General features: G+C 59.1%; 7 protein-coding genes. All 7 read right to left on the bottom strand.

Annotation, left to right across the window (positions count from 1 at the left end):
• Positions 1-109: 109 nt before the first annotated feature.
• The 7 genes from WDN02_RS10005 to WDN02_RS09975 all read right to left on the bottom strand — a co-directional run bounded on the left by WDN02_RS10005 (position 110) and on the right by WDN02_RS09975 (position 14,713).
• Complete coding sequence (locus WDN02_RS10005; protein ID WP_337293351.1) at positions 110-2,176, bottom strand: response regulator; 2,067 nt, start codon at positions 2,174-2,176, stop codon at positions 110-112.
• Between the two features lie 4 nt (positions 2,177-2,180).
• The gene (locus WDN02_RS10000) at positions 2,181-7,649 is read right to left on the bottom strand and encodes a HAMP domain-containing protein (protein WP_337293350.1); all 5,469 of its coding nucleotides are present in this window, start codon (positions 7,647-7,649) and stop codon (positions 2,181-2,183) included.
• Between the two features lie 153 nt (positions 7,650-7,802).
• Complete coding sequence (locus WDN02_RS09995) at positions 7,803-8,357, bottom strand: DUF2721 domain-containing protein (protein ID WP_337293349.1); 555 nt, start codon at positions 8,355-8,357, stop codon at positions 7,803-7,805.
• Between the two features lie 13 nt (positions 8,358-8,370).
• Complete coding sequence (locus WDN02_RS09990) at positions 8,371-8,787, bottom strand: cupin domain-containing protein (protein WP_337293348.1); 417 nt, start codon at positions 8,785-8,787, stop codon at positions 8,371-8,373.
• A gap of 9 nt (positions 8,788-8,796) precedes the next feature.
• The gene (locus WDN02_RS09985) at positions 8,797-10,296 is read right to left on the bottom strand and encodes an efflux transporter outer membrane subunit (RefSeq protein WP_337293347.1); all 1,500 of its coding nucleotides are present in this window, start codon (positions 10,294-10,296) and stop codon (positions 8,797-8,799) included.
• Complete coding sequence (locus WDN02_RS09980) at positions 10,296-11,516, bottom strand: efflux RND transporter periplasmic adaptor subunit (protein ID WP_337293346.1); 1,221 nt, start codon at positions 11,514-11,516, stop codon at positions 10,296-10,298. The genes WDN02_RS09985 and WDN02_RS09980 overlap by 1 nt, the downstream gene beginning before the upstream one ends.
• Positions 11,516-14,713, bottom strand: a complete 3,198-nt coding sequence (locus WDN02_RS09975; RefSeq protein WP_337293345.1) for an efflux RND transporter permease subunit — start codon at positions 14,711-14,713, stop codon at positions 11,516-11,518. Before WDN02_RS09975 ends, WDN02_RS09980 begins: the two co-directional genes overlap by 1 nt.
• Positions 14,714-15,098 lie beyond the last annotated feature (385 nt).

Here is a 15,098-nt window from a genome sequence, read left to right as displayed (position 1 = left end):
AGGCTTCTGTCTGCGTCAAATGGAGGATGCGCCAGGTCGGCTCTCGGGGGCGGATACTGGCGCGCGAATACGAATGGCATTGACCATCCGCCGGTGCTTGCCGATAGCCTCACGCCACGATAGGACGTGAGGCATTCACAAGGGTTTGGGAGATCGCCGCGGCGAGTTGGTCCTGACTGAAAGGCTTCGCGAGCCGGATGCAACCCGGATTGATGTCGGCCCTTGAGGATTCCGCATAACCGCTCACGAAAAGCACATTCATATGCGGAAATTTTTGGTTGATCTGACGAATGAGTTCGATGCCATTCATCCCCGGCATCGCGAAGTCGGTGAGCACAATGTCCACTGCCGATGATACCGCGAGCATCTGCAGCGCCTCCTGTCCAGATTCCGCTTCGATGACCGCGTGGCCTAAATCTTCCAGCATCGCCGCGGTGCCGGTTCGCACCAAAAAATCATCGTCCACGACAAGAATGTTGAGCCTGGCTGATGGGGTCATGAGCGGTCGGGCTGGCTTCTCGGACTCGACTTTTATCTCGGCATTTTGATGCGCGGCGAGTGGCAAGAAGAGGTCGACCGTCGTCCCACTATCCTTCACGCTCGAAAGATGCAGCGCGCCACCAGACTGCGCCGCCATGCCGTAAACCATCGATAAGCCGAGGCCCGTCCCCCTGCCCGGCCCTTTTGTCGTGAAAAACGGCTCGGTCGCTTTTGCCAAAGTCGCCTCGTCCATGCCGACACCGTTGTCCGCGAGGGAAATGCATAGATAATCGCCGGGTTTAAGCTGTTTAAGCTGAGGGTCGTGAACCGGTGTCGCTGAAATTGAAAGTGAGCCTCCCTCCGGCATGGCATCGCGCGCGTTCACGACAAGGTTGAGCAAAGCCAGCTCCAATTGATTGGGGTCGATCTCTATCGCCGGCAGATCGTCACGGAGCGAAATTGTCAAATGCACGGACGGCCCGACGGCCCGAACCAGAAGCTCCTCGATGTTGGTGATCAGTGTTGCCGCATCGACAGTGACGGGCTTTAATTCCTGTCGCCGCGCGAAGGCGAGAAGACGTGCTGTCAGAGCCGCGCCGCGCTGCGCCGCCTCAATGGCGTTGTTAAGCAATCGTAATTCTTTTTCATCATGCACGCGTTTGCGCAGCATATCGAGGCTGCCGAGAATCGCCATGAGCAGATTGTTGAAATCATGCGCAACGCCACCCGTTAGCTGGCCGATCGTATCGGTCTTCTGCGCCTCGAAAAGCTGCGCCAAAGCCAATTCGCGCTCGCGCGTCCGCTCCTCGATGCGACGTTCCAGCATTTCGTTCGTTTGCGTCAGCGCAGATTCAGCCAGCTTCCGCTCGGTGATGTCATAGGTGACGCCGCTCAAAAGGCACGGACGACCTTCGACATCTTGCGAGACAATCGCGGTCGAAACGCACCATCGTTCTTCGCCGTTCGGCCGCAGAATGCGGTATTCTTCATGAAAGGTATCACCGGTCGCGAGCGAGGCGCGCATGGCGCGTTGTATCGCGGCGCGATCATCCGGGTGAAGCAAGCCCTGGAGAGACTCCATCGTCGGCTGGAATTCCTCCGGCAAAAGGCCCGCAATCCGATACTGGCCCTCGTCCCACGTCGCTTGTCCGGTCTCAGAATTCAGATCCCAAGAACCCATAGAGCCGGCCGCCAACGCGATACTGCGGCGCCGTTCGCTATTGATGAGCCGTTCCGTCGAAGCCTCTAATTCCGCCGTTCTTTCTGCGACACGACGCTCGAGTTCTTCATTCATCCGCTCGAGCTGCCGTGTCTTGCGATACAATTCGCCGAACACGCGAACTTTGGCGCGCAAGACCTCCGGAACGATCGGGACCGGGACGTAATCGACCGCACCCGCGGCATAGCCTTTAAGCTGATCAAAATCGCTGAGGTGAATGGCCGAGACGAAAATGATCGCGGTTCGTTCAAACCGCGGATGTTCGCGCACCATAGCCGCGAGTTCGAAACCATCGAACTCAGGCATCTGCACATCCATCAAAATGACGGCGATTTCGCTCTTCAGCAGCGTCTGAAGCGCGTCGCGTGCCGACGTCACCGCGATCAGGTTTTCCCCGAGTTCGGCGAGAATCGCCTCGTAACTCATCAACTTGGATGGCTGATCGTCAACGAGCAGGATGTTGATTTTGTCTTGCACAGATTTACCGATGCAGCCACATTCGCAGCGCGGAAAGCAACTGCTCGGTGTTGACAGGCTTCGCCAGATAATCCGAGGCGCCAGCCTCAAGACATTTCTCTCGATCCCCCTTCATCGCTTTCGCGGTGAGCGCGATGATCGGCAGACGCCGGTAGTCCGGCATCGAGCGAATGACTTGCATCGTCTCATAGCCATCCATGCCAGGCATCATAATATCCATTAGGACGATCTTGAGGTCGGATGTCTGCTCGATAACTTCGATGGCTTCGCTGCCGGTCGACGCCGTGAGCACGCGCATGCCGCGCCGCTCCAGCGCGCTGCTTAGCGCGAAGATATTACGTGGATCGTCGTCGACCAGAAGCACGGTGCGGCCAACGAGGTCTTCGTCCGAATTGTGCAGACGTGCCAGCATCGTCTGCTTTTCGCTCGGCAAATCCGAGACGACGCGGTGAAGGAACAGAGCTGTTTCGTCCAACAGACGCTCAGGTGATTCTACGCCTTTTACGACGACGCTGCGCGCCATGGTGTGAAGGACGGCATCCTCCTCGGAAGAAAGCTCACGGCCCGTAAACACCACGACGGGAACGTCGGCCAGAGACGCCTCATCCCGCATTTTCTCCAGCACTTCGAAGCCTGAAATATCCGGCAGCTTGAGATCAAGCACGACGCAATCCGGCGGGTCTTCGCGAAGCATCTTCAGCGCGCCGTGTCCTGTATCGACTGTGACGATCTCGATATCCTGGTGTCCCAGCAGCTCACTCAGACTGAGCTGCTCGGAAGGATTGTCTTCGACAACGAGCAGACGCCGACGGCGCGGGGTCGCAAAAGTCTTCAACCGCCCCAGCGCGCTTTCCAATCCATTGATCGTGGTCGGCTTCGTCAGAAACGAATAAGCGCCGCGTGCAAGTCCATGCTGTTTATCCTCGTCGAGCGTGATGATCTGGACCGGGATGTGCCGAATGTCCGGATCCTGCTTGAGTTGACTGAGAATGTTCCAGCCGAGCATATCGGGCAGAAACACATCGAGCGAAATCGCCGTTGGCCGATATTCGCGCGCCAGGATCAGCGCCTCGGCCCCGCGTGAACATACGATCACCTTGAAGCCGTTATCGCGCGCCAGATCAGCGAGCACCCGCGCATAATGCGGATCATCCTCCACGATGAGCAGCGACAGGTCGCCAGGCCTCAACGAGGCGCGGTCGTCTTCGATACGTTCGATGGGGTACTCCGTCAGCCGCGTGGACCCGACGTGGCTCGGGAACGGAAGAATGGTCGCCTCGCGAGAGCGGGACACTGGCTGCGCACCGACATAGGTGAGCGGCAGATAGAGAGTGAACGTACTTCCGACTCCGGGCGTGCTGCGCAGCTGGATTTCGCCACCGAGGAGGCCCGCCAATTCGCGGCTGATCGCCAGACCGAGACCCGTGCCGCCATATTTGCGGCTCGTGCCGGCGTCGGCCTGCTGGAACGCCTCGAAAATGATCTTCTGCTTTTCCGGCGGAATGCCGATGCCCGTGTCGGAGACTTCAAAGGCAACGACCGACGGCGTCGCACGAAGCGTCGGATGGTCGACATTCCACCCGCTTTTCACTGCCTTGACGGTCAATTTCACCCCGCCGCGATCAGTGAATTTGAACGCGTTCGACAGAAGGTTCTTTAAAACCTGCTGCAAGCGTTTCGAATCCGTGATGATGCTGCGTTCGAGATTCGGGTCGAGGTCGACTTCAAAGGCCAATAGCCGCCTCTCAGCCTCGTGCCGGAAGGGTCGAGACATCACCTCGAGTAAGTTCGTAAAGATGATTTCTTCGGCTTCGACCGAGACCGTACCGGACTCAATCTTCGAGAGATCAAGGATATCGCTGATCAGGTTCAAGAGGTCGGTGCCGGCGCCGTGGATCGTCCGCGCGAACTCGACCTGCCTGCCACTCAGATTGCCTTCGTGATTGTCAGCCAGTTGCTGACCCAAAATCAGGATGCTGTTAAGCGGTGTCCGCAACTCGTGCGACATGTTGGCGAGAAATTCAGACTTGTATTTCGACGTGAGCGCAAGTTCGGCGGCTTTTTCCTCGAGTGCTCGGCGTGCCTGCTCGATTTCCTGGTTTTTAGCTTCAACTTCCACATTACGTTCGGCGAGCTGCTGCGCCTTTTGCTCAACCTGATCGTTTGTCTGCTGCAACTCCTTCTGCTGTGTCTGCAGCTCGGTCGCGAGTTGCTGGGATTGCTTGAGCAGGCCTTCGGTTTGCATCGTCGCTTCGATAGAATTCAAAACGATGCCGATGCCGGTCGTCAGCTGTTCCAGGAACGAAAGCTGCAGATCGGTAAAGTGGCCAAGCGAGGCAAGCTCGATCACCGCCTTGACCTGCCCTTCGAACAAAACCGGCAGGACAACAGCGGCCTTGGGGGTTACCCGGAAAACGCCGGACGAAATCGGCACCACGTTTTCAGGTATCTCGGTGATGAGCAAACGCTTTGCATCGCGGGCGCATTGGCCGACGAGACCTTGTCCAAGCCGGACTTCCTTGAGATGGCCCATGAAACCATCGTCGGCATAAGCATGCAGCAGCTCAAGCCCATCATCGTTCACTTGATAGATCACGCCGTGTTGCGCATCGACGAGCGCCGCAAGCTCGGACAATAGCATCCGTCCGACATTGGAGAGATCGCGTTGGCCTTGCAGCATGTTGGTGAAACGGGCGAGGTTCGTTTTCAGCCAGTCCTGCTCATTATTTCTCTCCGTCGTCAGCCGGAGATTACCGATCATCGTGTTGATATTGTCCTTGAGCTCGGCGACCTCGCCGCGCGCATCGACCTGAATCGAACGGGTCAAATCGCCTTTGGTGACGGCGGTCGCAACTTCGGCAATCGCGCGCACCTGCGTCGTCAGATTGGCGGCGAGGAGGTTGACGTTGCCTGTCAAATCCTTCCACGTGCCGGACGCACCGGGAACATGCGCTTGGCCACCAAGCCGGCCTTCGACGCCGACCTCGCGCGCGACGCTTGTGACCTGCTCGGCGAAGGTCGCCAAGGTTCCCGTCATGTTGTTGATCGTCTCGGCGAGCGCCGCGACTTCGCCTTTCGAGGCGACGGTAAGATTTTGTTTCAGATCGCCGTTAGCAACGGCCGTCACGACCTTCACGATGCCGCGCACCTGCTCGGTGAGGTTGACGGCCATCACGTTGACGGTATCCGTCAAATCCTTCCACGTGCCGGCGACGCCCGGCACCTGCGCCTGACCGCCGAGTTTACCTTCAGTACCGACTTCACGCGCCACGCGAGTCACTTCGCCCGCGAAGGCGTTAAGCTGATCGACCATCGTGTTGATCGTGTTTTTCAGCTCAAGAATTTCGCCTTTAACGTCGACGGTGATCTTTCTGGAAAGATCGCCGCGCGCGACCGCCGTCGTGACTTCGGCAATGTTGCGGACCTGCGTCGTCAAATTGGCGGCAAGAAGATTGACGTTGTCGGTCAAGTCTTTCCATGTGCCGGCGACGCCGGGCACCACGGCCTGACCGCCGAGCCTCCCCTCAGTGCCGACTTCGCGCGCCACGCGCGTCACTTCACCCGCAAACGAACGTAACTGATCGACCATCGTGTTGATGGTCTCTTTGAGCTGCAAAATCTCGCCGCGCACATCGACCGTGATCTTGCGCGACAGGTCGCCGCTGGCGATGGCGGTTGCCACTTCGGCAATGTTGCGCACTTGCGCCGTGAGATTGCCGGCCATAGAATTGACGTTGTCGGTGAGGTCTTTCCAGGTGCCGGCGACACCCGGGACCTGCGCCTGACCGCCCAGTTTGCCTTCCGTGCCGACCTCGCGCGCCACGCGTGTCACTTCGCCGGCGAAGCCGTTGAGCTGATCCACCATCGTGTTGATGGTGTTCTTCAACTCGAGAATTTCGCCGCTGACATTGACGGTGATCTTGCGCGAAAGGTCGCCACGCGCGACAGCGGTCGTCACCGCGGCGATGTTACGAACCTGACCGGTCAGGTTCGACGCCATGGAATTGACGTTCTCGGTCAAATCTTTCCACGTCCCTGCGGCGCCGGGCACGACAGCCTGACCGCCCAATTTGCCTTCGGTGCCGACCTCGCGCGCGACGCGGGTCACTTCCGAGGCGAAGCGATTGAGCTGATCGACCATCGTGTTCAGCGTTTCCTTCAATTGAAGGATTTCGCCACGCACATCGACAGTGATTTTGCGGGACAAGTCGCCACTCGCGATGGCCGTTGAAACCTCGGCGATGTTGCGGACCTGGCCGGTCAAATTCGAAGCCATCAAATTCACGTTGTCGGTCAGATCCTTCCACGTGCCGGCGACGCCCGGCACTTCCGCCTGACCGCCAAGCCTGCCTTCGGTGCCGACCTCACGTGCGACGCGCGTCACTTCCGAGGCGAAAGAATTGAGCTGATCGACCATCGTGTTGATGGTTTCCTTCAGTTCAAGGATTTCGCCGCTCACGTTGACAGTAATTTTCTTGGAAAGGTCGCCCTTCGCGATGGCCGTTGATACTTCGGCGATATTGCGGACCTGAGCTGTCAGATTCGAGGCCATCAGGTTCACGTTGTCGGTCAGGTCCTTCCAGGTGCCCGCGACGCCCGGCACTTGCGCCTGACCGCCGAGCCGGCCCTCGGTGCCAACTTCGCGCGCAACGCGCGTCACTTCCGAGGCGAAGGAGCGCAACTGATCGACCATCGTGTTGATGGCTTCTTTGAGCTGCAGAATCTCGCCGCGCACGTCGACGGTAATTTTTTTCGACAAATCTCCCGAAGCAACGGCGATCGTGACCTCCGCGATATTTCGCACCTGGCCGGTCAGATTCGAAGCCATGGAATTCACCGACTCCGTCAGGTCCTTCCAGACACCCGTGGCGTTTTTGACTTTCGCTTGGCCGCCGAGCTTGCCGTCCGTTCCGACTTCGCGCGCCACACGCGTCACCTCGGACGTGAACACCGACAATTGCTCGATCATCGCATTGGCGATCGTGGCGGAGCGCAGAAAATCGCCCTTCAGCGGCCGGCCATCGACATCAAGCGGCACCGGCTGGAGCAGATCCCCCTTCGCAACCGCAGAGATCGTCCGCGTCACCGACGTCGTGGGCCAAAGGAGGTCATCGATCAGCGTGTTGATCGAGGTTTCCATATCCGCCCACGCGCCGGTCGAAATGCCGAAGCGTACGCGGTTGCGGATGCGGCCGTCGCGGCCGACTGCCTCGCCGACGCTCGCCAATTGCGTGGCCATCTGTTGGTTCGCGGCGATGATTTCGTTGAAGATATCCGCGACCTTGCCCGTGAGCCCGGTGAGATTGCCAGGCAGCCGCACGCTGAAATCGCCGGCGCGCATCGCCTGCATGGCGCTTAAAAGCTTGGCGGAATCCACTCCCGAAATATGTTCTTCAAACGAGAGACTTGCGGGCGCCGGGTCTTTTCGGCCGTTAGACTCAGCCCGTGCCGCCGCCGTTGCTTTCGACACCATCAATGTAAACCCCGCCCTCTAACGCGCGAGGAATCGCAGCCCTGCGCGGCAGACACGCCTGCAGCAAAACGCGCAGCGAACCATAAAGTTCCGGCGATCCGAACGGAGCGGCGTCACCGGATGACGGCCGCAGGCACAGGCCGGGGTGGCGATTTAATCGACCGGCGCGTCCGAGCCCGGGCTGTCCGGAAGGTTTGGCGCGGCGCTCGCGCCGTGCGCGGCCACCTCCGGCTCCGGATCCAGTTCAGGTCCGTCCTGCTGGGCTTTTTCTGCGGCAACGATCGCGCGGATGCCCCGGCTCGCCATCAGCATTTCGGTGAGGAAGGCCGTCAAAGCACCTATCGTGAGAACAAGCGCGGCACCGAACGCCAGAAACATCAGGGTCGAACCGGTTCCGTTTCGCAAAGTCCCTACAAAAAGCATGAGTGCGGCGCCGCTCGTCGAAACGCCGGCGAGCGCACCAAGGACCACAGCGGCATCGAGTGCATGGGATCGACGGCGGAGATAGCCAAGCCGCGCAATGATTTGCTCGCGTTCGGCCTGCGAAGCGGAGTCCAAAGCGTCCGACAGAGCATCGACCTTATCGGCCACGCGGCCAAGCCTCGTCGCGAAGACCGCGAGAAGCGACGCGACCCCCGACAAAAGAAAGACCGGTGTAAGTGCGACCTGGATGACGTGAACAATGTCGTCGAGCGACTGGGGCTGCATGATCGCGCCTACTTTAGGGACGCCAATCCGGCGCGGCCAACTCGAATTGGCTGAATTCGAACCCCGGCGCAACTGTGCAGCCAACGAGCGCCCATGCGCCTGCCGGCTCGGCGCTCTGCCAGGCATGCGCCGGCACGATGGCCTGCGGCTCTTCGCCGGCAAAGAGGTCGGGGCCGAGACTATGAGTGGCGAGCTTTTCCGCCGTCTTGATCGATAGAAGCAGAGGCGCACCGGCATACCAATGCCAGATTTCGGCGGCATCGACGCGATGCCAATGCGAGCGCTGCCCGGCCGCCAGCAAATAATAAATCGCGGTCGAGGCCGTACGGCCGCCGATCACCCGGCCGTCGCGAAATGTCTCGCGGAAATAACCGCCCTCGGGATGCGGCGTCAGCCGCAGCGCCTCTATGATTTCGGCGGCCGATCGCATCGACAAGGCCTATTGCTGACCGATCGGAACGAAGGCGCCGCGCGGCAGGCCGCTCGAGGCAAGAACGGGAAGCTGATCTTTGTCCCAGCCGCCACCAAGGGCTTTGAACAGCCGAACATTCGCCTCAAGACGACGCTGCTGAATATCGACCTCATTGACTTGGTTGGAGAGCGCGGCCTGCTGCGCCGTGATGACCTGCAGATAAGCCACTTCACCGCCGATATAGAGCGTGGTGAACGTGTTCAGCGACTTGTTCGCCGCAACGACGGCTTCGCGCTGCTGTCTGGCCTCGCGGCCCAAAATCCGCAGCGATGAAAGATTGTCCTCGACGTCCTGGAAGGCCGAAAGTGTCGTCTGCCTGTAGTCGGCGACGTTCTCGGCATAGGCGGCGCGGGCGGAATCAGACTGCGCACGGATGGCGCCGCCGTCGAAGATGGGCTGCGAAAGCGTCGTGCCAACCGACCAGAGCAAACTCGGCCAGCCGAACCAATTCGCCGGTGTGGTTCCCTGGAAACCCGCGAGCGCAGCTAGGTTGACGTCCGGATAAAAGGCGGCGTCGGCGATGCCGATCCGCTGATTGGCTTCGCTCACGCGCCGTTCGGCCGCGGCAATATCGGGACGGCGCTGCAAAAGCCCCGACGGCAATATCGGCGGCACCGCATGTGGCCTGAGCTGACCAAATGCCGCCGGCGGAATGTGCAACGCCGCCGGCGGTTCGCCGATCAGCACCGCGATCGCATGTTCGAATTGTGCCCGCGCCACGCCGATGTCGGTATCCTGCACCTTGGTCGTGGCGAGCTGCGTTTCCGCCTGCTCGACATCGGATTCCGGCGCAAGGCCGCCGACGTGGCGGTTCTCCGTCAGTTGCAGGGCGTGCGCAAAGGACTTTACCGTCTCGTCGAGGAGACGTTGTTGGGCATCTTGAGCGCGCAAATCGATGTAATCGAGTGCGAGTTCGGAATGAAGGCTGAGGCTCGCGGTTGAGAGGTCGGCGGCCGTCGCCTGCGATTCCTCGCGCGCCGCCTCGGTTGTCCGGCGCACCTTGCCCCAGAAATCGACTTCGTAATTGAGATCGACCGGCATTTCGAAATCGCCGAGCGGCGGCGGATTTTTGGTCTGGAAATACGGCTGGTTGGCTGAATCACGGATCGACGCTGCGCTGAGCCCGGCGCTAACGCTGGGGAATTCGGACGCACGCGCAAACCGGATCAGAGCCCGTGATTGGGCGAAGCGGGCTTCGGCTTCCTTCAGGCTTTGGTTGGCGTCGCCCAATTGCTCTTCGAGCCGGTCGAGTTCCGCATCGCCGAAGACTTCCCACCATTTACCGCGTTCAAACGCGTCGCCCGGCGTGGCGCGCACCCAGACGCCCGCTGTCTTGTCATCGACAGGCCGTGCAGCCTCTTTGAACTTTGGCGTGATCGGAACTGCCGGCGTCACATAATCCGGCCCCACCATACATCCGCCCAGCATGAACCCGAACGCCGCAACTCCCCCCCAGGCGTGACGCATTAAGACGCTCCAGACGGCTTGCGATCGGTTATGGCATGCACGGTGATACCACTGATCAGCGAATCCGATGGATTGATGATAACGTGGTCTTTATCCGTGAGGCCCGAAAGTACCTCGACCCGGTCGCCGTAGTCACGACCGATCTTGATCGGCACCAATTGCACCTTGTCGTCGCGCACAACGCCAACACGCAGACCTTCGCTGCGGAACAACAATGTGTTGGACGGTATGGTCACGCTTTCCGGATGGGCGAGCAGATCAAAATGCACGAACGTGTAAGCCCCGGGTAAAAGCTTGCCTTCAGAATTGTCGACATCGACCTCAACGAGCAACGTGCGGGATTGCTGATTGATGGACTTGTCGGTACGTACCAGCGTACCTTGAAAGGCTTGGTTCGGGTATTCGTCGAGCGTGATCTTCGGCTTTTCACCCACATGAATTTGGGGGGTATAAACCTCGGGGACGGCAACATAGATTCGCAGGACGTTGGTCGCCTGCTCACGGAACAATTCGCTGTTGCGCGTCCCCGGCCCCGGGGTGATGAGATCGCCGATGTCAGTGTTGCGGGCAGTGATCACACCGTCGAAGGGCGCATAAATTTTTTCGTAGCCCTGCAACTCTTCAAGGCGACCGACCTCAGCCTGTCGCGAAGAAACGATCGCCTGATCCGCAGCCAAGGCGCCAGCGGCATTGTCCCGCTCCTGCGTCGAAACCGATTGCGACTTCAGCAAATCCTGGGTGCGATTCGCTGTAATGGCTGCCAGCTTTGCATTGGCTTGCGCAGTGACAAGATCGGAACGGGCCTGGCGCAATTGCGCGTCGAGCTCCGGCGTCTCGACTTCGGCGAGCAATTCGCCCTTTTTCACCTGCGCACCGATATCGACGTACCATTTTTTTAGATAGCCGTTGGAGCGCGCGTAGATCGGCGTATCCGTGAAGGCCGTGGTTTGGCCGGGCAGAACCAGGCCCTCGCTCGGCGCATTCTGCTGCGGCAGAACGATATGGACATTGGGAACCGAAGACGTGATCGTTTCCTGTGCCAGCGCGGACTCTGCCGAAGTCCGCGAATGGATGCCGTAATAAATGCCGCCGAGCAGTAAAAGCAGCACCGCGAGAAGCAGGAACGTCCGCCCTCCCGATCCGCGCTTCTGCGCGGTATCTACCTCCGGCGCCGCCTGGAGAGGGGTGGTGTGATTCAAATTTTCGGTTTTCTCGAGCATTAGGCCACTAAGCTCCCGTGCCCTGCATGTTCAGCCGGCGGTTCGGGCCTCAACGGTCCCGAGCTCCCCCTGCGATTGTGCAGCAATGCAAATACAGTCGGTACGAATATGAGCGTCGCGACGGTCGCGAGCATCAGGCCGCCGATCACCGCGCGGCCGAGGGGCGCATTTTGTTCGCCACCTTCGCCCAGCCCCAAAGCCATCGGCACCATGCCGATGATCATGGCGAGAGCGGTCATAAGGACTGGCCGAAACCGGGTGAAGCCCGCATCGATCGCCGCCTGGATCGCATCGCCATGCTCCGCCAGCTTCTCACGCGCAAACGCGATAACTAGAATGGAGTTCGCCGTGGCGACGCCCATGCACATGATGGCGCCCATCAGAGCCGGAACCGACAGCGTTGTCCCGGTAAAGAACAAGAACAGAACGATACCGGCTAGCGCCGCCGGCAGCGCCGTTATGATAATAAAGGCATCCGACCAAGACTGGAAGTTGACGACGATCAGCAGGTAAACGAACAAAATGGAGAATACGAGGCCTTCGAAAAGGTCCGTGTAAGAGGAGCGCATTGTCGTCAATTGTCCGCGAAGCTCCACGAAGCTGCCGCGCGGCAGAAGCTTCCTGTCCTGATCGACGATTTTCTCTAGGTCAGTTCCGACGGCGCCCAGATCGCGGCCGCGGACATTGGCGTAAATATCGACAACACGGCGAATATTATAATGATCGACCGCCGCCATTTCCTGTGAGCGCGTAATGGTTGCGACGTCCGCGAGGATCGCCGGCGCGCGCTGCCCTGGCCCCGTGATCGGCAGATTTTGCAGATCCTGCAGAGACTGAATGTCATATTGGGGCGCCATCGCCGCAAGATTGTAGTTCACACCGGTCTTGAAATTGAGAAAGAACAGCGGTGCGGTCTGAAAGCTCCCGCTCAATGTTTCGAGGACACTGCTCGCGACGTCGCTTTCGGTGAGACCGTTTTGCTGAGCCTTTGTGCGATCAACCGAAATCTGGAACATCGGATAATCGAATTCTTGCTGGATATGCGCATCGACGATACCGCCCACGGCGCGGATACGCTCAAGCATACGGTCGGCGACGATGCGATTTTTCTGGATATCAGACCCGGTGATCTGGACATCGATCGGTGCCGGCAGGCCGAAATTGAGGATTTGCGTAATCATGTCGGCCGGCAACGTATAGAAGATGACCGAGGGAAATTCTTTCGCCACGGCCAGCCTGATCTTCTGAACATAATCATCCGTCGGATGATGGTCCTCGCTGAGCTGGACCATAATGTCCGCATCAGCCGCCCCGATCACACCTGTGGAGGTGTGGGTGAGGTTGATGCCGCTATAGGGCAGCCCGATATTGTCAAGAATCGAGACGAGTTCATGTGACGGGATGATGTCACGAATCCGGTTCTCAACGAGATCGGCGATCCGTGCGGTATCCTCAATACGGGTGCCGGTCTTCGCCCGCATATGCAAGGTGAACTGGCCGCTATCGGTGTTGGGGAAGAAATCCTGGCCGAGCCAAGGCGCCAGCAAGAAAACCGCAAACACGCAGCCGAGAAAAACGGCGATGAAGGTTTTGCGGTTATGCACGAACGAAGTCAGAAGATCGCGATAGCCGAGCCGAAGCCGCTCGAACCGCGCCTCGAACCCTTGCTGGAACATTTTCAGAGGATTGCGTGTCCGGCGCCCCGGATTAGCGTGCTTCTCCGTCGTCAGGAGATACATGGCCATCGTCGGGACGAGCGTGCGCGACAATATATAAGACGCGATCATGGCGAAGACGACCGCTTCCGCCAATGGAATGAACAGATAGCGCGCAACGCCGTGCAACAGGAACATCGGCACGAAGACGATACAGATCGATAGGGTCGAGACGAGGGCCGGCACGGCAATCTGGGCAGCGCCATAAAGAATGGCATCACGTTGCGGATGCCCCTCCTCCATGAAGCGCTCGATGTTCTCGATCGTCACGGTCGCGTCGTCGACGAGAATACCGACTGCAAGGGCCAACCCGCCGAGCGTCATAATATTGATGGTCTGGCCGATGAAGCTCAGCACCATGACCGAGGTCAGGATCGACAGCGGGATTGAAACCGCGATGATCAGGGTCGAGCGCCAGCTCCCCAGGAACAGCAGAATCATCATCGCAGTCAGACCCGCGGCGATCACCGCTTCACGGATGACCCCGAAAACGGACGCCTTCACAAAAATCGATTGGTCGCCCAGCGGTTGAATTTTCAATTGCGGCGGCAGAGTTTGGGCAACCCGCGGCAGCAGATCTTTGATGCCGTTGACGACGCTAATGGTCGAAGCGTTACCAGCCTTGACAATACTCACGAGCACACCGCGCTGGCCATTTTGGCGCACGACGTTAGTTTGCGGCGCGAAGCCCATGCTCACGGTCGCGACATCCCGCAGATAGATTGTCGCATTCCCGATCGTCTTGATTGGGATGTTATTAAGAGCGTCCGCTAGCATGGGCGTGCCGTTGATATGCACGTCGTATTCGAATTCGGAGATCTTCGCCGTGCCTGACGGTAACACGGTATATTGCTGCTGGACGACAGCCAGCACATTAGCTGGCGAAAGCCCCTTGGCCTGAAGCTCCCGGGGATCGAAGTTGATAATCACCTCTGACTGCTTGCCGCCATAAGGATAAGGAACGACAGCGCCCGGAACCGTGACCAGTTGAGGGCGGAGGAAGTTCAAGGCAAGATCGTTAAGCCTCTGCTCCGACAACCCTTCGCCCGACAGGCCAAGCTGGAGAATTGGCACGCTCGAAGCACTGAAATCGAGGACGAGCGGCGGCAGGCTGCCGGTCGGCAACTGCCGCAAAGTTGTCTGGCAAATAGCCGTAACCTGCGCATTGGCCGTATCGAGGCTGGCGCCCTGCTGCAGATAGATTTTGACCACGGCCAGGCCGTTATAAGTCGTCGACTCGATACGATCGATATTGTCGACCGTGGTGGTGAGAACACGCTCAAAATTTCCGGTAATCCGGCCTTCCATTTCCTCCGGGTTGAGACCCGTATAGGTCCAGACCACCGCGATGGCTGGAATATTGATGTTCGGGAAAATGTCCGTCGGCGTCCCGAGGATCACCACTGGGCTCAAAATGAGGATCAGCAGCGCCAGCACGATGAAGGTATAAGGCCGATCGAGCGCGAGGCGGACGATCCACATTCAATAACTCTCCTCGTTTCGTCGGTACGCAAACCGAACGCCGCTACACCGGACGAAGCTTTTCTGAGAAACAGGAAATGCGGCGCTGCACTGCGGCGTATCCCAGGTCTCCCGGATTGCCACGACCGCTGGCCAGCCTTAACGACGTCAGCCGATCATTAATCAATCCGTGGATGGCGTTATGCGTAAATTGGCAGGGCTATTCAAGGCGGATAGGCTTAAACTTCATCGCAAGCGCGTGATCGGCTTTAAAGATTTCGTTAGCTTGCATCTGAGCCTTATCCGGTCCCGCGTCCCGTGCAGAGCAGCACCGCGAGAATTTCTCAGCGGCGCCACGATCCGACCCTAGACACGCCCATCCGCGCGACTTAACCGAGCCCCGTCT

The organism is Methylovirgula sp. (genome assembly GCF_037200945.1).
Taxonomy (GTDB): domain Bacteria; phylum Pseudomonadota; class Alphaproteobacteria; order Rhizobiales; family Beijerinckiaceae; genus Methylovirgula.
Note: the sequence above shows the minus strand (reverse complement) of the source record. Positions and strands in the feature narration are given on the sequence as shown.

Bases quoted from the DNA above. Each gene is read 5' to 3' on its own strand.
- WDN02_RS10000 (WP_337293350.1), bottom strand. From the start codon at position 7,649: ATGGTGTCGAAAGCAACGGCGGCGGCACGGGCTGAGTCTAACGGCCGA.
- WDN02_RS09995 (WP_337293349.1), bottom strand. From the start codon at position 8,357: ATGCAGCCCCAGTCGCTCGACGACATTGTTCACGTCATCCAGGTCGCA.
- WDN02_RS09990 (WP_337293348.1), bottom strand. From the start codon at position 8,787: ATGCGATCGGCCGCCGAAATCATAGAGGCGCTGCGGCTGACGCCGCAT.
- WDN02_RS09985 (WP_337293347.1), bottom strand. From the start codon at position 10,296: ATGCGTCACGCCTGGGGGGGAGTTGCGGCGTTCGGGTTCATGCTGGGC.
- WDN02_RS09980 (WP_337293346.1), bottom strand. From the start codon at position 11,516: ATGCTCGAGAAAACCGAAAATTTGAATCACACCACCCCTCTCCAGGCG.
- WDN02_RS09975 (WP_337293345.1), bottom strand. From the start codon at position 14,713: ATGTGGATCGTCCGCCTCGCGCTCGATCGGCCTTATACCTTCATCGTG.